This window comes from Kitasatospora sp. NBC_00070, assembly GCF_045041205.1.
Taxonomy (GTDB): Bacteria; Actinomycetota; Actinomycetes; order Streptomycetales; family Streptomycetaceae; genus Kitasatospora.
The window spans coordinates 1,827,325-1,845,424 of sequence record NZ_CP108247.1 but is presented as its reverse complement, the minus strand read 5'-3'; the positions used below and the strand labels follow the sequence as shown (position 1 = coordinate 1,845,424).

Annotated in this window: 15 protein-coding genes; 8 read left to right on the top strand and 7 right to left on the bottom strand. The window is 72.7% G+C overall.

Annotated elements, in window-relative coordinates; translation table 11 throughout:
* Nucleotides 1-46: 46 nt before the first annotated feature.
* On the top strand, nt 47-3,355 hold the full coding sequence (locus OHV05_RS08535; protein ID WP_405017113.1) for a BTAD domain-containing putative transcriptional regulator: 3,309 nt from the start codon (nt 47-49) through the stop codon (nt 3,353-3,355).
* Between the two features lie 7 nt (nt 3,356-3,362).
* Here the strand turns inward: OHV05_RS08535 and OHV05_RS08530 are convergent, their stop codons facing one another.
* Nucleotides 3,363-4,193: an ABC transporter permease gene (locus OHV05_RS08530; RefSeq protein ID WP_405017112.1), complete on the bottom strand. Its 831-nt coding sequence runs from the start codon at nt 4,191-4,193 to the stop codon at nt 3,363-3,365.
* The gene (locus OHV05_RS08525) at nt 4,190-5,209 is read right to left on the bottom strand and encodes an ATP-binding cassette domain-containing protein (RefSeq protein ID WP_405017111.1); all 1,020 of its coding nucleotides are present in this window, start codon (nt 5,207-5,209) and stop codon (nt 4,190-4,192) included. The genes OHV05_RS08530 and OHV05_RS08525 overlap by 4 nt, the downstream gene beginning before the upstream one ends.
* Before the next feature lie 221 nt (nt 5,210-5,430).
* Here OHV05_RS08525 and OHV05_RS08520 point away from each other — a divergent pair, with 221 nt between their 5' ends.
* Complete coding sequence (locus OHV05_RS08520; RefSeq protein WP_405017110.1) at nt 5,431-5,862, top strand: hypothetical protein; 432 nt, start codon at nt 5,431-5,433, stop codon at nt 5,860-5,862.
* Between the two features lie 62 nt (nt 5,863-5,924).
* Here OHV05_RS08520 and panB read toward each other — a convergent pair whose 3' ends face one another.
* Nucleotides 5,925-6,800: a 3-methyl-2-oxobutanoate hydroxymethyltransferase gene (panB, locus tag OHV05_RS08515; protein WP_405017109.1), complete on the bottom strand. Its 876-nt coding sequence runs from the start codon at nt 6,798-6,800 to the stop codon at nt 5,925-5,927.
* Nucleotides 6,801-7,019: 219 nt separating this feature from the next.
* On the opposite strand from panB, the gene OHV05_RS08510 reads away from it, so the two are divergent.
* The 3 genes from OHV05_RS08510 to OHV05_RS08500 all read left to right on the top strand — a co-directional run bounded on the left by OHV05_RS08510 (nt 7,020) and on the right by OHV05_RS08500 (nt 10,457).
* The gene (locus tag OHV05_RS08510; protein ID WP_405017108.1) at nt 7,020-8,621 is read left to right on the top strand and encodes an MFS transporter; all 1,602 of its coding nucleotides are present in this window, start codon (nt 7,020-7,022) and stop codon (nt 8,619-8,621) included.
* Nucleotides 8,622-8,672: 51 nt separating this feature from the next.
* On the top strand, nt 8,673-9,326 hold the full coding sequence (locus OHV05_RS08505; protein WP_405017107.1) for a TetR/AcrR family transcriptional regulator: 654 nt from the start codon (nt 8,673-8,675) through the stop codon (nt 9,324-9,326).
* Nucleotides 9,327-9,446: 120 nt separating this feature from the next.
* Complete coding sequence (locus OHV05_RS08500; RefSeq protein ID WP_405017106.1) at nt 9,447-10,457, top strand: endonuclease/exonuclease/phosphatase family protein; 1,011 nt, start codon at nt 9,447-9,449, stop codon at nt 10,455-10,457.
* A gap of 31 nt (nt 10,458-10,488) precedes the next feature.
* Here the strand turns inward: OHV05_RS08500 and OHV05_RS08495 are convergent, their stop codons facing one another.
* On the bottom strand, nt 10,489-12,228 hold the full coding sequence (locus tag OHV05_RS08495; RefSeq protein ID WP_405017105.1) for an NAD+ synthase: 1,740 nt from the start codon (nt 12,226-12,228) through the stop codon (nt 10,489-10,491).
* 197 nt (nt 12,229-12,425) lie between these two features.
* On the opposite strand from OHV05_RS08495, the gene glnA reads away from it, so the two are divergent.
* Both glnA and OHV05_RS08485 read left to right on the top strand, forming a co-directional pair.
* Complete coding sequence (gene glnA / locus OHV05_RS08490) at nt 12,426-13,787, top strand: type I glutamate--ammonia ligase (protein WP_057239125.1); 1,362 nt, start codon at nt 12,426-12,428, stop codon at nt 13,785-13,787.
* 189 nt (nt 13,788-13,976) lie between these two features.
* A complete protein-coding gene (locus OHV05_RS08485) occupies nt 13,977-15,257 on the top strand; it encodes an ALF repeat-containing protein (RefSeq protein WP_405017104.1) in 1,281 nt (426 codons plus the stop codon).
* Nucleotides 15,258-15,336: 79 nt separating this feature from the next.
* Here OHV05_RS08485 and OHV05_RS08480 read toward each other — a convergent pair whose 3' ends face one another.
* Nucleotides 15,337-15,756 carry a carboxymuconolactone decarboxylase family protein gene (locus tag OHV05_RS08480; protein ID WP_405017103.1) on the bottom strand — a complete coding sequence of 140 codons (420 nt, stop codon included), beginning with the start codon at nt 15,754-15,756 and terminating at the stop codon, nt 15,337-15,339.
* Complete coding sequence (locus OHV05_RS08475) at nt 15,753-16,406, bottom strand: class II aldolase/adducin family protein (RefSeq protein WP_405017102.1); 654 nt, start codon at nt 16,404-16,406, stop codon at nt 15,753-15,755. Before OHV05_RS08475 ends, OHV05_RS08480 begins: the two co-directional genes overlap by 4 nt.
* A 129-nt stretch (nt 16,407-16,535) precedes the next feature.
* Between OHV05_RS08475 and OHV05_RS08470 the strand changes: the two genes are divergently transcribed.
* Entirely contained in the window at nt 16,536-16,955 is a 420-nt protein-coding gene (locus OHV05_RS08470; RefSeq protein WP_405017101.1) for a MerR family transcriptional regulator, read from the top strand.
* Here the strand turns inward: OHV05_RS08470 and OHV05_RS08465 are convergent.
* On the bottom strand, nt 16,948-18,063 hold the full coding sequence (locus OHV05_RS08465) for an acyltransferase family protein (protein ID WP_405017100.1): 1,116 nt from the start codon (nt 18,061-18,063) through the stop codon (nt 16,948-16,950). The two genes, OHV05_RS08470 and OHV05_RS08465, sit on opposite strands and share 8 nt — an antisense overlap.
* Nucleotides 18,064-18,100: the final 37 nt, after the last annotated feature.

Sequence of the window (18,100 nt, the reverse complement as noted above, 5' to 3'; positions counted from 1 at the left end):
CGGGGTTCCGTCCGTGGGAGGGCCCGGCGTCACCCAGAATGGTCGGGTGCACTACGGCATCCTCGGAACCACCACCGCCCACCACGACGACGGCACCCCGGTCCCGCTCGGCGGTGCCCGGCTGCGCGCGCTGCTCACCGCGCTGGTGCTGCGCCAGGGCCGGCCCGTCCCGGCCGACCTGCTGGTGGACGAGGTCTGGGGCGCCGACCCGCCGCAGGACTCGGCCGCCGCGCTGCAGACCCTGGTCGGCCGGCTGCGCCGGACGGTCGGCCGCGAGCAGGTCGGCTCCGGCCCGGCCGGGTACTGGCTGACCGACCCGGCCAGCGACCTGACGGGCTTTCAGCGGCTCGCCGCCGACGGCCGCCGGGCCGCCGAGCAGGGCGACCACGCGTCGGCCGCCGAGCGGCTGACCGCCGCGCTCGCGCTCTGGCGCGGCCCCGCCCTGGCCGACCTGCCGGACCGGGGCGGCTCCGCCACCCGGCTGGAGGCCGACCGGGACGAGGTCCGCCGGGACCGGATCACCGCCGAGCTCGCGCTCGGCCGGGCCGCCGGGGTGACCGCCGAGCTGGCCGAACTCTGCGAGCTGCGGCCGCTGGACGAGCCACTGGCCGTCCTGCTGATCCGCGCGCTGCGCGACGGCGGCCGGACGGCCGAGGCGCTCCAGCAGTACGAGCGCACCCGCCGGGCGCTGGCCGACCAGCTCGGCACCGACCCGGGCGAGCCGCTCCGGGCCCTGCACCGGGACCTGCTGAACGGCGCCGAGCCCGCCCCGGTGCGGGCCCCCGAGCGGGCCAGGGCGGCCGGCAACCTGCGCCCGAGGCTGACCAGCTTCGTCGGCCGGGGCGGGGACCTGGCGGCGGTCCGGGTCGCCCTGACCGCCGGGCGGCTGACCACGCTGACCGGCCCCGGCGGCTCCGGCAAGACCCGGCTCTCGGTCGAGGCCGCGCTCGCCGAGCAGGCGTCCGGCCGCTGGCCGGACGGCGTCTGGCAGGTCGAGCTGGCCTCGCTGGACGACCCGGCCGCCACCCCCGGCGCGGTGCTCTCCGCCCTCGGCCTGCGGGAGACCGTGCTGCACACCGGCGGCGCGGTCGGCGAGGCGGCCCGGGTGCACGACCCGGTCCGGCGGCTGGTCGAGCACTGCGCGCAGCGCCGGATGCTGCTGGTGCTGGACAACTGCGAGCACTTGGTCCAGGCCGCCGCCGAGCTGGCCGACCTCCTGCTCGCCGAGTGCCCCGGGCTGACCGTGCTGGCCACCAGCCGGGAGCCGCTCGGCGTCCCCGGCGAGGCGCTGCTGCCGGTCGAACCGCTGCCCGGCGAGGTCGCGCTGCGGCTGCTCGCCGAGCGCGGCGCCGCCGCCCGGCCCGGCTTCGACCCGGCCGAGGACCCGGCCGCCTGCGCCGAGATCTGCCGCCGGCTGGACGGCCTGCCGCTGGCCGTCGAACTGGCCGCGGCCCGGCTGCGCGGTCTGACCCCGCGTCAGATCGCCGACCGGCTGGACGGCCGGTTCGCCCTGCTGACAGCGGGTTCGCGCACCCTGCTGCCCCGGCAGCAGACCCTGCGCGCGGTGGTGGACTGGAGCTGGGACCTGCTGGGCAAGCGCGAGCGCGCGGTGCTGCGCAGGCTCGCGGTCTTCGCGGGCGGCTGCAGCCTGGAGGGCGCCGAGCAGGTCTGCGCCGACGAGGCCGGGGTGCCCCGGGAGGAGGTCGCCGACCTGCTGCTCTCGCTGGTCGACAAGTCGCTGCTGGTGGCCGGGCTCGGCGCGCACCCGCGCTACCGGATGCTGGAGACCATCCTGGAGTACGCGACGGAGCGGCTGGCCGAGGCCGACGAGCCGGAGGTGGCGATGCGTCACGTCCGGTACTACCGCGAGCTGGTGCGCAACGCCGAGCTGCGGGTGCACGGCCCCGAGCAGCTGCACTGGCTGGACGTGCTGGAGCGCGAGCAGGACAACATCCGGGCCGCGCTGCGCCGTTCGATCGACCGCCGGGAGGAGCAGGAGGCGTTGGTCCTGGCGCTCGGGATGAGCTGGTTCTGGCAGCTGCGGGACTACCGCAGCGAGGCCCAGGGCTGGTACCAGGAGATCGCGGCGCTCGGCCCCGACGCCTTCGCCGCGGACGCCCGCCCGCCCGTCCCGCTCACCGAAGGGCCGCTGGACGCACCGCTGCCGATGTCCGCGGACCTGCTGGACGAGGCCCGGCGGCAGGTCCAGCTGTTCAAGCTGGTCACCTTCTTCACCGGAAGCATGGAGCAGCTCCGCGAGACCGACGCGGTCGCCCTCGCCCAGCGGGTGCTGACCGTCTACACCCCGGACCTGCCGCAGTCCTTCCGGTTCCCGGCGCTGATGCGGGTGTTCGCCGCCTTCCTGGCCGGCCGGATGGACACCATGAAGGACCTGCTGGACGGTGCGGTGGCGGGGGCCAGGGTGCACGGCCGCCCGGGCGACCTGGCGTTCGTCCTGCAGATCCGGGCCAGGATGCTGAACGACTGGGTCGGCGGTCTGCCGCAGGCCGTCCGGGACAGTGCGGAGGCACTGGAGATCTTCACCCGGATCGGCGACAAGTGGGGCCGCTCGGAGGCGCTGGCCGCGCAGGCCGAGGCGATGGGCAACGAGGGGGACACCGAGGGGGCCGCCGAGACGTACCGTCAGTCGATCGGGCTGGCCGAGGAGCTCGGCGCGCACCACGAGGTGCCGATGCTCAAGGTCCGGCTCGGCGAGGCGGTGCTGCAGAGCGATCCGGTGCTCGGCGAGCGGCTGGTGCGGGCCGCGCTGGCCGAGGTGGAGCCGGGCAGCCAGTCGGCGGACGGGGCGCAGCTGTTCGGCAACCTGGTGCTCTGCTCGGTGCACACCCGCCGGGGCGAGTACGCCGAGGCGCTGGCCAGGCTGGACTTCCTGATGGCACAACGGAAGTTGCTCGGCCCGCTGGTGCCCGAGGTGTTCGGCGGCATGCTGCTGTGCATCCGCGGCTGGGTGGTGGCCAGGTCGGGCGAGCCGACGCAGGCCCTGGCGCTGCTCCGGCAGGGCCGGGGGCTGATGCGGCAGGCGGACGGCTCGGCCGGGGTGTTCGCCGAGCACATGACGGTGCTGCTGCTGCCCGGGTTCACCGGCACCCTGCTGATCGTCGCCGAGATCCGGGGCGATCTGCGGATGGCCAGGTTCGCCACGGTGCTGCTGGGCGCCCACGACCGGCTGCACGGCCCGCGCGGCACCTTCATCGAGCGGCGGGAGCTGCTGGAGGCCGAGCAGACCGCCCGGGAGCTGCTCGGCGAGGCCGAGTACCTGGCCGCGTACGCCGAGGGCGGCGGTCTCGGCCTGGCCGGGACCGCCGCCCTGATGGACGAGGTGGAGCAGTTCTGAGCCGGCGTCAGGTCCGCTTGCGGAACCGGGCCACGGCCAGCGGGGCGGTGACGGCGGTGACCCCCACCGACCAGATCAGCACGATCAGCACCGAGTGGGTGAGCGCCCCGCCGTTGATCAGGCTGCGGCAGGCGTCGGCCAGCGCGGAGAGCGGGTTGTAGTTGGTGAAGGTCTGCAGCCAGCCCGGCATGGTGCCGGTCGGGGCGAAGATCGAGCTGCCGAACTGGAGCGGCATGATGACCATCATCGAGACCCCCTGGACGGCCTGCACGCTGCGCAGCGACATGCCCAGCAGCATCGAGATCCAGATGATCGACATGCCGAACATCAGCGACAGGCCGACGGCGGCGAACAGGTGCAGGAAGCCGGCCTTGATCTCCAGCCCGAGGATCATCGCGAAGCCGATCAGGATGGTGAAGGACACCAGCGCGCGCAGCATCTCGGCGGCGATCTTGGAGACCAGCACCGCGGACCGGCCGATCGGCAGGGTGCGGAACCGGTCCATCACACCGGTCTGGAAGTCGCTGTTCAACCCGGTGCCGACGGCCATCGCCAGGTTCAGCCCGGTGGTGCCGAGCAGGCCGGGGATCATGTACTGGATGTACTCCTGGCGGGTCGGGAACAGCGCCCCGCCGAAGACGTAGACGAACAGCAGGGTGAAGATGATCGGCACCAGCAGGGCGTCGAGCATCGACTCCGGGTCGGCCTTGATCCGCATCAGGTTGCGCCGGGTCAGCGCGCCGATGTGCCGGAGGGTGGCCCGGGGGCCGATCCGGACGTCGTCGGCGGTCAGCGGCGCGAGGCCGGGGGCGGCGGGGGTGAGGGTTGCGGCGCTCATGCCACGGCCTCCTTCTGCAGGGTCGGGACGGCGTCGGTGGGGGCGGACTTGCCGGTGATGGTCAGGAAGACCTCGTCCAGGCTGGGCAGCTTGGTGTCGATCCCGGCGATGCCGAAGCCGCGCGAGCCGAGCACGCCGATCACGGTGGTGAGCTGCTCGTCGTCGGTGAGCTGGACCGAGAGCAGGTCGGTGTCGGTGGAGAAGGTGACCGAGGTCAGGCCGCTCTCCTGCAGGCAGCGGGCCATCTCCGGCAGCTCGGCCGGGTGCACCGGGCGGACCTGCAGGGTGCGGCCGCCGACCTGGGACTTGAGTTCGGCGACCCCGCCGTTGGCGATCACCCTGCCCCGGTCGATCACGGTCAGCTCGTCGGCGAGCTGCTCCGCCTCCTCCATGTACTGGGTGGTGAGCAGCACGGTGGCCCCCTCCGCCACCATCCGCTGCACCTCGTCCCAGACCTCGTTGCGGGTGCGCGGGTCGAGCCCGGTGGTCGGCTCGTCCAGGTAGAGCACCTTGGGACTGCCGATCATCGAGGCGGCCAGGTCGAGCCGGCGGCGCATGCCGCCGGAGTAGGTCTTGGCCGGCCGCCCGGCCGCCTCGGTGAGCGAGAACCGCTCCAGCAGCTCGGTGGCCCTGGCCTTGGCCTGCTTGGCGGACAGGTCGAGCAGGCGGCCGATCAGGTAGAGGTTCTCGTACCCGGAGAGCAGCTCGTCGACCGAGGCGTACTGGCCGGTCAGGCCGATGGTGCGGCGCAGCTGCTTGGGCTGGCGCAGCACGTCGTAGCCGCCGACGAAGGCGGTGCCCGCGTCCGGCTTGATCAGGGTGGAGAGGACCCGGACCAGCGTGGTCTTGCCGGCGCCGTTCGGGCCGAGCACGCCGAGCACGGTGCCCTGGCGGACGGTCAGGTCGACCCCGTCCAGGGCCTTGGTCTCGCCGTAGTGCTTGACGATGCCTCGTACCTCGACGGCGTTCGGGCCGCTGAGCCCCCGGTCGTTCGGGGCGATGTCGTTTCGGTTCATGGCATCAGCCTGCCGGGGGCCGCTGTCACGCCGCTGTCAGCCGGCTGTCGCCACCGCCGGCGCGCTGTCGGGCCGCTGTCGGGAGCGACGCCGAAGTGTCCTCCGTCACGCTGCGACTGTTCAACCTGACGATGCCTCAGATTCATGGCTATAGTGAAATATCACATTGCAGTAGCGAACGGCGTGGGGCCGTTCGCACTGCTCAGAGGGAGGGAACTTCAATGTTCCGCAAGCTTCTCGTCGCCGCCGGCGCGGCCGGGCTGGCGCTCGCCGCCACCCCGGCTTCGGCCACCACGACCACCACGGTCACCTGCGGTTACTCCGGCCTCCAGGCCGGCCTGCAGACCAAGGTGTGCGCCGAGGTCACCGGCGACCAGGTGCAGCTGTACGGGCAGGTCGGCCTGGCGGGCCCGCCGAGCCCCGGCACCGTGCTGCAGCCGAAGGAGCTCATCGTCAACCTGAACGGCCAGATCGTCGGCGGCGCCTCGCTCGGCACCGTGCAGGCCTACCGCACCTTCACCGCCTCCACCATCCAGGTGCGCGGCGTCGGCGGCACCGTGCCGTGCGGCTCGACCGTGCACGCCTCGTTCTCGGTGGCGTCCTACCCGTGGTCCCCGAACCCGGTGACGCTGGACCTGCCGATCGCCTGCTGATGGCGCGTCACTGAGGAAGGGCGGTACCGGGGCCCCGGTACCGCCCTTCCTTGCTGTGCCGACTACTTGAAGGTGTGCTCCGGCGCCGGGAAGGTGCCCGCGCCGACCTCGGCCGCGAACTCCCGGGCGGCGTTGCCGAGCACCGACCGCAGGTCGGCGTACTGCTTGACGAACTTGGGCACCCGGCCCGCGGTCATACCGGCCATGTCGGTCCACACCAGCACCTGGGCGTCGGTGCCCGCCCCCGCGCCGATACCGACGGTCGGGACCGCCAGCTGCTCGGTGACCTGCGCGGCCAGCTCGGCCGGTACGGCCTCCAGCACGACGGCGAAGGCACCCGCCTGCTGGACCGCCTTGGCGTCCCGGAGCAGCTGGTGCGCGGCCTCGTCGCCGCGCCCCTGCACCGGGTAGCCGCCGAAGGCGTGCACCGACTGCGGGGTCAGCCCGATGTGGGCCATCACCGGGATGCCGGCCTCGACCAGCAGCTCGATCGAGCGGGCGCTGCGCTCGCCGCCCTCCAGCTTGACCGCGCCCACCCCCGCCTCCTTCATCAGGCGGGCCGCGTTGTGCATGGCCTGCGCGGGCGACTCCTGGTACGAGCCGAACGGCATGTCGCCGATCACCAGGGCGCGCCGGGTGCCGCGCACCACGGCGGCCGACAGCATCACCATCTGATCCATCGTCACCGGGACGGTGGTCTCGTAGCCCAGGTGGCAGTTGCCGGCCGAGTCGCCGACCAGCAGCACCGGGATGCCGGCCTCGTCGAAGACCCCGGCGGTGAGCGCGTCGTAGGCGGTGAGCATCGCCCACTTCTCACCGCGCTGCTTGGCGGCGGCGATGTCGCGGACGGTCACCCGGCGGTTGGTGACCCCGCCGTAGAGGGTGTGGCCCTCGCCCTTGTCCTTGCCCTGGGCAGGCTGAAGCGGAGAAGCGTTCATGGAACAGGCTCCTGAAGGTTGTCGTCTCGTGGCGCCGTACGGCGTCCCCGGATCTGCTCCCATGCTTGCACGCCGACCCCGCTTGGCAAAGGGCGGGCGCGCCCCGGGTTCTTTGCCCAGAATTTACGATACGGGACCGTCTCGTATCGTAAAGCTCGATACTCTGATTCCGAGACGCTTCCGACTCGTAATGCCCGCTCACCGGGGGAGACCCAACTCATGACCACCGCCGCACCGTCCCGGATTCCCGAGGCCGTCCATCGCCGCCGCTGGGCGATCCTGGGCACGCTGGTGCTCGCCCTGCTCGTCGTCGTCCTCGACAACTCGATCCTCAACGTGGCGATGAAGACCATCGCCTCGCCCGCCCCCACCGGGCTCGGGGCCAGCCAGAGCGATCTGGAATGGTCCATCAACTCGTACACCCTGGTCTTCGCCGGGCTGCTGTTCACCGCCGGGCTGCTCGGCGACCGGCTCGGCCGCAAGTGGTCGCTGCTCGGCGGCATGGTGGTCTTCGGCCTCGGGTCGCTGCTCTCCGCGCTGGCCGCCTCGCCCGGTGAACTCATCGGCTACCGCGCGGTGATGGGCCTGGGCGGCGCCTTCGTGATGCCCGCCACGCTGGCCATCATCATGAACGTCTTCGAGCGCAGCGAGCAGCCGAAGGCGATCGGCATCTGGGCCGGCGCGGTCGGCCTGGCCATCGCGATCGGCCCGATCACCGGCGGCGTGCTGATCGAGCACTTCTGGTGGGGCTCGGTCTTCCTGGTGAACGTCCCGATCGTGCTGATCGCCCTGGTCGCGATGGCCCTGCTGGTGCCCAACTCCAAGGACCCGAACCCGGGCCGGCTCGACCCGGTCGGCGTGCTGCTCTCGATCGTCGGCCTGGTCGCGCTGATCTACGGCATCATCAAGGGCGGCGAGCTGGCCGACTTCACCGCGGCGGCGGCCTGGGTGCCGACCCTCGGCGGTGTGCTGGTGCTGGCCGGCTTCGTGCTGTGGGAGAAGCACACCGACCACCCCGCGATGAACGTCGGCTGGTTCCGCAACAAGGTCTTCAGCGCCTCCGTCACGGTGATCGGCCTGGTCTTCTTCGCACTGATGGGCGTCTCCTTCTTCGGGGTCTTCTACATCCAGAGCGTGCGCGGCTACAGCCCGCTGCAGGCCGGTGTGCTGATGCTCCCGCTGGCCGTCGCCCAGCTGCTGTTCGCCCCGCGGGCCCGGCTGGTGGTGGACCGCTTCGGCGTCCGGGCCACCTGTGCGGCCGGCATGGCCCTGATCGCGGTCGCCTTCCTCGGCTACCTGCTGCTCGGCCAGACCACCCCGATCTGGCTGCTGGTGGTGCTCGGCTTCCTGATGGGCACCGGCATGGCGCACGTGATGCCGCCGGTCACCGTGGCGATCATGGGTTCGCTGCCCCGGGAGAAGGCCGGCGCGGGCTCCGCGCTCAACAACACCTTCCGCCAGGTCGGCGGCTCGCTCGGGGTGGCCGTGCTCGGCGCGGTGCTCTCCACCGTGTACCGGGACGGCGTCTCCGACTCGCTCGGCCAGCTGCCGCCCGCGCTGCGGGACAAGGCCGGCGAGTCGCTGGAGGCGACCCTGGCGATCGCCGGGCGGGCGGGCGACACCGCCCTGGTCGGCCAGGCCCAGGAGTCCTTCATCCACGCCATGCACGTGGTCGCCGGGCTCTCCGCCGGGGTGACCGCGGTGGGCGTGCTGCTCGCCTGGTTCCTGCTGCCCGGCCGGGTCGTCACCCCGGCCGCGGGCCCGGCGCCGACCGCCGAACCCGGTGCCGAGCAGGGCGTCGAGCAGGTCGAGCGGGTCTGAGCGGCCGTCATGAATGATCAAGGTGGCGGCCGGGGCGGGCAGAATGGCCCCATGCAGACCGAAACCACCGAGCCCACCTCCGGCGGGGAGCTCTGTGCTCCCCGCCGGGGGCGGCCGCGCAGCGAGGCGGCCGAGCAGGCGATCGTGGCCGCCGTCGAGCGGCTGATGGAGGAGGGCACCGGCCTCGCCGAGCTCTCCATCGAACGGATCGCGGCCGCGGCGGGCGTCGGCAAGGCCACCATCTACCGGCGCTGGCCCAACAAGGAGGCCCTGCTGGTCGACGTGGTGGCCCGGCTGGAGGAGCAGCCGGAGCCGGTGCTCACCGACGTGGGCGTCCGGGAGAGCCTGATCGCGATGGTGGACGACATCCGGCGCCGGGGCCTGGCCAAGCGCTCCCGCTGGGCGCTCAAGGCCGCGCTCGGCCAGCTGGACACCTGGCCCGAGCTGCGCCAGCTGTACAAGGAGCGGATCATCAAGCCGCGCCGCGAGCTGGCCCGGGAGATCATCCGGCGCGGGGTCGCGGAGGGCCTGCTCCGGGACGACGTCGACGTCGAGCTGCTCACCGAGATGGTGATCGGCCCGATCCTGGTCCGGGCCGTGCTCTGGGGCGAGGGCCCGCTGGACGACGAGCGGCTGCCCGCCCAGATGGTCGACGCGGTGCTGGCCGGCGCTGGCGTGCGGCCGTCCGGTGGCGAATCTCACTGACCGGGGGCGCGCCGCAACCCGGCGCGGCTCCGGTGGCGTCTGTCCCGTCATAGGCTGAGCCGAGAATCCGACTAAATCGGTGGCAGCCCGACGAAGCGGAACAGCACGGAGGATCGGTTCATGGCACAGACGGACGAGACAGCGGCACCGACCGAAGGTGGGCGGCCCGCGGCTCGTCGGTTCTGGCGGACCGGCGGCCGGCGGCGCGGCACCTGGCGCCGGGGCTGGGTCCTGGCCGTGCTGGCCGGGCTGACGGCGGGTCTGCTCGCCTTCCACTCCTCGGTGCCCAATGCCGTCGGCAACCTCGGCAGCCTGCTGGAGACCTTCCTGCCCTGGCTCGGCCTGGCCGTCCCGGTGCTGCTGGTGCTCGCGCTGCTGCGCCGCTCGGCGCTCGCGCTGGTCGCGGTGCTGCTCCCCGCCGTGGTCTGGCTGAACCTGTTCGGCGGCCTGCTGACCGACAAGAGCACCGGCAAGGGCGACTTCACCGTGCTCACCCACAACGTGGCGGCGGGCAACACCGACCCGGCCGGCACGGTGCGGATGCTGAACGCCTCCGGCGCGCAGGTCATCGCGCTGGAGGAGCTGGCGGGCGGCGCCGTCGGCACGTACGGCAAGGGCCTGGCCGCGGGTTACCCGTACCACGTGGTGGAGGGCACCGTCGGGCTCTGGTCCAAGTACCCGATCAGTGACACCCGGGTGGTGGACATCAAGATCGGCTGGACCCGGGCGTTCCGGACCACCGTGACGACCGGTCAGGGCCCGCTCGCGGTCTACGTCGCCCACCTGCCGTCGGTCCGGGTCAAGTTCGACGGCGGGTTCACGGCCGGGCAGCGCGACGTCAGCGCGCAGGCGCTCGGGGACGCGATCGAGGCCGAGCCGCTGAAGAAGGTGCTGCTGCTCGGCGACCTCAACGGGACCATGAACGACCGCTCGCTGGCGCCGATCACCGCGCAGATGCGGTCCGCCCAGGGCGCGGCCGGGGACGGCTTCGGCTTCAGCTGGCCGGCCGGCTTCCCGCTGGCCCGGATCGACCAGATCCTCAGCAAGGGCGGCCTGCAGCCCACCGACTCCCGGGCGCTGCCGGCCGACGGCAGCGACCACCTCGCGGTCGCGGCGGACTACCGCTACTGAGCCCCGCCACCGGCCACCGCCCGAGCCCCCGTCAGCCCTGCCGCCAGCGGTTGGTGACGGGGAGCCGGCGGTCCCGGCCGAAGCCCTTGCGGGAGATCTTCGGGCCCGGCGGGTACTGCCGCCGCTTGTACTCGGCGGTGTCGACCAGCCGGACGATCCGGTCCACCACGGCCGGGTCGTAGCCCTGCGCCACGATCGCGTCCCGGCCCTGGTCGCCCTCGACGTACAGGTCGAGCACCGCGTCCAGCAGCTCGTAGTCGGGCAGCGAGTCGGTGTCCACCTGATCCGGCCTCAGTTCGGCCGACGGCGGCTTGTCGATGGTGTTGGCCGGGATCGGCGGCCGCTCGCCGCGCTCCTCGGCCAGCGCGTTGCGCCACCTCGCCAGCCGGAAGACCAGCGACTTGTAGACGTCCTTGATCGGCCCGTAGGCGCCCACCGAGTCGCCGTACAGGGTCGAGTACCCCACCGCCAGCTCGCTCTTGTTGCCCGGCGCGAGCACCAGGTGGCCCTCCTGGTTGGAGAGCGCCATCAGCAGCGTGCCGCGCAGCCGGGACTGCAGGTTCTCCTCCGCCAGGCCGGTCAGCCCGAGCGCGTCCTGGTAGGCGTCGAACATCGGGGCGATCGACACCGTACGGAAGTTGAGGCCGGTCCGTTCCGCCAGGTCGGCCGCGTCGTCCCGGGAGTGCTGGGAGGAGTACCGGCTCGGCATCGACACGCAGTGCACGTTCGCCGCCCCGAGCGCGTCCACCGCGATCGCCGCCACCAGGGCGGAGTCGATGCCGCCGGACAGGCCGATCAGCACCGAGCCGAAGCCGTTCTTCCGGACGTACGCCCGGGTGCCCTCGACCAGCGCGCTGTAGATCTCCGCCTCGTCGTCCAGCCGGGGGGCGACCGGGTACCCGGGCTGCTCGCGCCGTTCGGGCTCGCCGCCCAGGTCGGTGCGGACCAGCTGGAGGCCGTCCACCAGCGGTCGGTCGGCCGGGTCGGGGTCGGCGGCCGCCAGCTCCAGGTCGACCACCAGCAGGGTCTGCTCGAACTGCGGCGCCCGCGCGATCACCTCGCCCTCGGCGCTCACCACCAGCGAGTCGCCGTCGAAGACCAGTTCGTCCTGGGCCCCGACCATGTTCAGGTACGCCAGCGGGCAGCCCGCCTCGGCCGCGCGCCGCCGGACCAGCTCCAGCCGGGCGTCGTCCTTGTCCTGCTCGTACGGCGAACCGTTGATCACCAGCAGCAGCCCGGCCCCGGCCTCGCGGGCCGCGCTCACCCGGCCGCCGTCCTGCCAGATGTCCTCGCAGACGGCCAGCGCCACGTCGACGCCGTGCAGCCGGAGCACCGAGAGCTGGTCGCCGGGAACGAAGTACCGGTGCTCGTCGAAGACGCCGTAGTTGGGCAGGTAGTGCTTGGCGAACCGGTTCACCACCGCGCCCCGGTGCAGCACGGCGGCACAGTTCTGCGGCGAGCCGGCCGGCCGGTTCGCGGTCCGCCGCTCGGACCGTCCCAGGTAGCCGACCAGCACCGGCAGCTCGCCCAGGCCCTCGGCCGCCAGCCGCGCCGCGAGCTCCACCAGCGCCGCCCGGGACGCCTCCACGAACGAGCTCCGCAGCGCGAGGTCCTCGACCGGGTACCCGGTCAGGGCCATCTCGGGAAACGCGACCAGCTGGGCACCGGCCTCGGCGGCCCGCGCGGTCCAGCGCACCACCTCGTCGCAGTTGTGCGCGATGTCACCGACCCAGGGGTCGGTCTGGCTCAGGGCGACACGGAGATTCGGCATGCGGCCCAGTGTAATCGTCAAACTGACGCTATGTCTCGGCCGGGGTGCGATCCGGGGTGCCGCCGCAGCGCTTCGCACCGTGCGGAGCTAACCATCCGGACGAAGATCCGACATGATGGGGGCAGTTGTCGCCAGGCCGCCCCGGGCGGGCTTCGGGACGTAACACGAACGTAAAGAGCAGAGGTGAGACTGTCCCCATGGGCAAGCAGCAGGAGTTCGTGCTTCGTACGCTCGAGGAGCGTGACATCCGTTTCGTCCGGCTGTGGTTCACCGACGTGCTCGGGTTCCTCAAGTCGGTCGCCGTCGCTCCGGCCGAGCTTGAGCAGGCGTTCGAGGAGGGCATCGGGTTCGACGGCTCGGCGATCGAGGGCTTCGCCCGGGTCTACGAGTCCGACATGATCGCCAAGCCGGACCCGACCACGTTCCAGATCCTGCCCTGGCGTTCGGAGACCCCCGGCACCGCCCGGATGTTCTGCGACATCCTGATGCCCGACGGCTCGCCCTCGTACGCGGACCCCCGGTTCGTGCTCAAGCGCACCCTGGAGAAGGCGTCCGCGCTCGGCTTCACCTTCTACACCCACCCGGAGATCGAGTTCTTCCTGCTGAAGAACCTCCCCGGTGACGGCACCCCGCCGATCCCCGCCGACCAGTCCGGCTACTTCGACCACACCCCGCGCGGGGTCGGCCACGACTTCCGGCGCCAGGCCATCACCATGCTGGAGTCGATGGGCATCTCGGTGGAGTTCTCCCACCACGAGGGCGCCCCCGGCCAGCAGGAGATCGACCTCCGCTATGCCGACGCACTCTCCACCGCCGACAACATCATGACGTTCCGTCTGGTCATGAAGGAGGTCGCGCTCGAGCAGGGCGTGCACGCCACCTTCATGCCGAAGCCGTTCTCCGACCACCCCGGGTCGGGCATGCACACCCACCTCTCGCTGTTCGAGGGCGACCGCAACGCCTTCCACGAGTCCGGTGCCGAGTACCAGCTCTCCAAGGTCGGCCGCTCCTTCATCGCCGGCCTGCTCCGGCACGCCGCCGAGACCGCCGCCGTCACCAACCAGTGGGTCAACTCCTACAAGCGCATCTGGGGCGGCTCGCAGCGCACGGCCGGCGCCGGCGGCGAGGCCCCCTCGTACATCTGCTGGGGCCACAACAACCGCTCCGCCCTGATCCGGGTCCCGATGTACAAGCCCGGCAAGCAGGGCTCCACCCGGGTCGAGGTCCGCTCGCTGGACACCGGCTGCAACCCCTACCTCGCCTACGCCGTCACCCTGGCGGCCGGCCTGAAGGGCATCGAGGAGGGCTACGAGCTCCCGCCCGGCGCCGACGACGACGTCTGGGCGCTCTCCGACGCGGAGCGGCGGGCGATGGGGATCCAGCCCATGCCGCAGAACCTCGGCGAGGCCATCGACCTGATGCAGCGCAGCGAACTCGTCGCCGAGACGCTGGGCGAGCACGTCTTCGACTTCTTCCTGCGCAACAAGCGCCAGGAGTGGGAGGAGTACCGCTCCGAGGTCACCCCGTTCGAGCTGCGGAAGAACCTGCAGGTGCTGTAACCGCGTTCCAGGCCCTGTACGGCCCGGTCCCCGAAGGCTTCACGCCGCCGGGGGTCGGGCCGTACGGCTGTGGTGGCCGGGGTGTGACGAATATGTGTTCGGCGAGGGGGTTTCGTCGCTGTACGATCGTTCGACCGATCGCTGTTGTGTCGCGATCGGGTTCATTCGCATGCTGATCTCGGGGGACCGTTGAAGATCCGTCGTTCGCTCGCCGCTGCCGTTTTCCTGGCCACGGCGGCCGCACCCGTTGCCATGGCCACCACTCCGGCGTTCGCCGACAGCGCTCCGGCGGGGCAGGAGCAGGCCGACCAGGCCGGGACCAAGCAGGACGAGGAGAACCGGGCGGCGATCGAGAAGCTGCTCGTCTACCCGAACGACTACCTGCTCACCGCCCCGAGCAACTACCTCCGCGAGCACGCGGCGGCGGCCCTCGCCGGGAGCCCGGAGGACCGGGCGCGGTTCCTCGCGTCGGAGGTGGACCGGATCCGTGTGGGCGACGCGCAGATCGCGATCATACGGCTCATGAGCGCGGGTGGCCCGGTGCTCAAGAAGGCAGCTGAGGCCGCGTTCGAGGCGGAGGACATCGAGAAGTTCCGCGCCTTCCTGGCCGTCGGTCAGTACACGGCCCGCACCGAGGACGAGAACCGCGCCAAGGTGCAGCGGATCCTCGACGACCCGAGCAGCGGGCCGGTGGTCCGCGAGCGTGCGGAGAAGGCGCTCGCGGGTACCGCCGCCGACGTCGAGCGCTTCCTCGCGACGGGGTACAGCAACGGCGCCGAGCACGACGCCCGGATCAAGCTCAGCCAGATCATGTCGGCCGGTGGCCCGGCGGTGCAGAAGGCCGCCAACACCGCGATGTCCGGCACCGTCGAGGACGTCCTCGAGTTCCTGAAGACCGGTCAGTACGTCGCCCGGGCGGAGGACGAGAACCGCGCCAAGCTGCAGCGGCTCATCGACGACCCGAGCAGTGGGCCGGGTGTGCGCGAGGGTGCGCAGCTGGCGCTGGCGGGTACGGCCGCCGACGTCGAGCAGTTCCTCGCGGTGGGGCTGGCGAGGGCGGCGGAGGGTGACGACCGGGTCAAGCTCAGCCAGATCATGTCCGTCGGTGGCCCGGCGGTGAAGAAGGCGGCCAACACCGCGATGTCCGGCACCGTCGAGGACGTCCGCGCCTTCCTGAAGGAGGGTCAGTACACGGCTCGCGCCAAGGACGAGGCCGCCGCGAAGGCCGCCGCCGAGGCGGCTCAGGGCGGCTCCGGTGGCGCGAAGCCGGACACCGCCGTGGTCCCCGCCGCCGACACCACCGGCGTGCCGGTCACCCCCGTCACCACCACGGACGGCCAGGACACCGGGAACCGGCTGGCCTCCACCGGTACGACCACCCCGCTGGGGCAGCTGGCCGGCCTCGGTGGCGCGGCCGTCGTGCTGGGCGCCGGCGTGGTCGTCGCCGCGCGGCGCCGTACGCAGGTCTGACCCGCTCCACGTCGGCGACGGCCCGGCTCCCGGAGGCTTCCATGCCGACGGGGGACCGGGCCGTCGCCGTGACCGGGTGTCAGGTCCGGCCGTCCGCGAGCAGCTCGGCGATGATCTCGGTGCCGAGGGCGTAGGCCGGGACGCCGGCGGTGATCAGGGCGGTCTCGGCCACGCCCGCGAGGTCGGTGAGGGTCGCGCCGGCGTGCAGGGCACCCTGGGCGTGGATCCGGGCCGGGCCGGGGTGGCCGAGGGCCAGCAGCTGCCCGAAGTGGACGAGTTGCTGGACCTGGGAGCCGAGCGGGTTGTCGGTCAGCACGACGTGGCGCAGGGCGGCCAGCGCCTCCTCGGTGGGGAGGCGGCCGAGATGCCGGGCCAGTCGGAGCCGGTCCTCGACGCCCTGCGGGACGGTGCCGAGGGTGGCCCGGTAGCGGTCGCGGACGGTCTCGGCCCTGGAGTCGGCACGGGAATCGGCCCTGGAGTCGGCCCGGGGGTCGGTCATGACGCGGCCCGGGCGATCGAGCTGCGGACGGCTGCCAGGGCGCCGGCCGGGAAGTCCACGGCGCCGCCGAGGGCCACGGCGGCGAGTTCCGCCTCGGCGCTCTCCTCGATGGCGACCAGCAGGTGGGCGGTGGCGGCCGGGTCGGGGCCGAAGACCAGCAGGCCGTGGTTGGCGAGCAGGACGGCCGAGGTGGTCGGACGGTCCGCCAGCACCGAGGCGATGCCGCGCACCGACACGTCCGAGCCGCGCGGGCCCCAGGGGACCACCGGGACCTCCTCGGGTTGGCCGAACCGGAGCATCGGCTCGGTGCGGCAGGGCAGCGGCCGGTGGGCGACGGCGAAGGCGGTCGCGGCGGGGGAGTGGGTGTGGATGATCGTGCCGACCCCGGGGCGGGCGCGGTAGACGGCGCTGTGCATCGCGATGATCTCGGTGCTGACGGAGCGGAGTTCGCCGTCGAGGAGCCGCCCGTCCAGGCCGACCGTGGCGAGCTGTTCGGGCCGCAGACCACGGACGAAGCCCGGGGTCAGCAGGAAGCGGTCGCCGTCGAGCCGGGCGCTCAGGTTGGCGTGGCCGGAGTGCGACATCACCCCGGCGGCGAAGAGGCTCTCGGCGGCCTCGACCAGGAGGTGGGCGGTCGGTGCGGTGGTCATCGTGGCAGCTCCGGGACGTCGGCCGGCGGCGGCCGCCGGTGCGGCGCCGTCCGGGCGGGGCCCACTCTTCAACTTGCACTATGGTTCAAGTCAAGCGTGGGACCGGGACGGAGTGGAGGGGGCACGGGCATGCGGTTGACGATCGGTCAGCTCGCCAGGGCCACTGCGGTGCCCGCCTCGGCGATCCGGTACTGGGAGCGCCACGGCCTGCTGCCGGAGCCCGAACGCCAGGGCGGCCAGCGGCGGTACCCGCCGGAGGCGGCCGGCCGGATCGTGCTGCTGCGCAAGTGCCAGCAGGCGGGGCTGACGCTGGCCGAGATCCGGACGTTCCAGTTGGAGCAGTCCACCCGGCAGGCGATGATCCGCGGCAAGCTGGTCGAGATCGAGCAGCGCAGGGTCGACCTCGAGCACGCCCACCAACTGCTCACCCACGCCCTCCAGTGCGGCGAGGAGGACATCGTCCGGTGCCCGAAGTTCCGGGAGCAGATGGCGACTTGGCGGACACCGGCCGAGGCCGATCCGACCCGGGCGGATTCTGAGCCTACGTGAACCTCGGCACGTCGACCGAGGGCTGACCCTCCGCCGCCTGCCGGGGGTGCGGCAGGCGCGTGCCCGGGCCCGGCCCGCCGCGCAGGCGACGCTCCAACGGCCGTTCCACCCAACGGAACAGGGCTCCGGCCAGCACCAGACTGCCCACCGCCAGCAGCAGCCACACGGCTGCGGTGCCGACCCCCGGGGCCGGGCGGCCGAAGTACGCCAGCCAGCTCCGGAGACCGATCTCGTGCACCAGGTACCAGGCGAACGACCAGTCGCCCAACCGGACTTGGCTGCGATGGCCGAATCTGCTGCCGCCACGCAGATCGGCCTGCGCGGCGGCGGCGATCAGCAGCGCGAACAGCGGTGCGGAGAGCAACTGGGCGGCGGAGTAAGGCCCGTACCAGAGGCTGTCCGGTACGGCCCGGTGCCAGGGCACCAGCGCCGCGTGGAAGCCGAGCACCGCCAGTACGGCGGGCCGCAGCGGCAGCGGGCGGACCAGGCCGCGCCGGACGGCCAGCGCGGCCGCCGCGCCGAGCACGAACTGCGGGGTCCGGCCCAGTGGCAGGTAGTCCAACAGCCAGCTGCGCAGCGCGGGTTCGGCCACCAGGGCGCCGGACAGCCAGACCAGCCCGCCGAGCAGCGTGCAGCCCGCCAGCACCGGCCCCGGCCGACGGCGGGTCAGCACCGGCAGCAGCAGCGGGAAGAGCAGGTAGAACCAGCCCTCGTCGCCGAGCGACCAGCCGGCCGGGTTTCCGCCCATCACCATCCCGTGCAGCCACGGGTGCAGCAGCGGCAGCGACCAGAGGGCGGCCACCAGCGGGACGGCGGCGCCGATCGCCGCGTACACCGCCAGCGACAGGCCGGTGGTCAGCACGTGCAGCGGCCAGATCCGGGCCAGCCTTCGACGGTAGAACACCAGGGCGGGCACCGGGGAGTCGGCGTACGTCCAGGCCAGCACGAAGCCGGAGAGTACGAAGAAGAAGGTCACCCCGCTCCGGCCGTACCAGACCAGCGGGGAGAGCAGCGGCAGCTCACCCACCTGGCGGGACAGGTGGTAGAGCACCACGAGCAGGGCGGCCCAGAAGCGCAGCCCGGTGAGGGAGGGGAGTCGGGTGGGCACACCGGGGTTAACGGGTGACCGGGTGGTGGGGTGACGG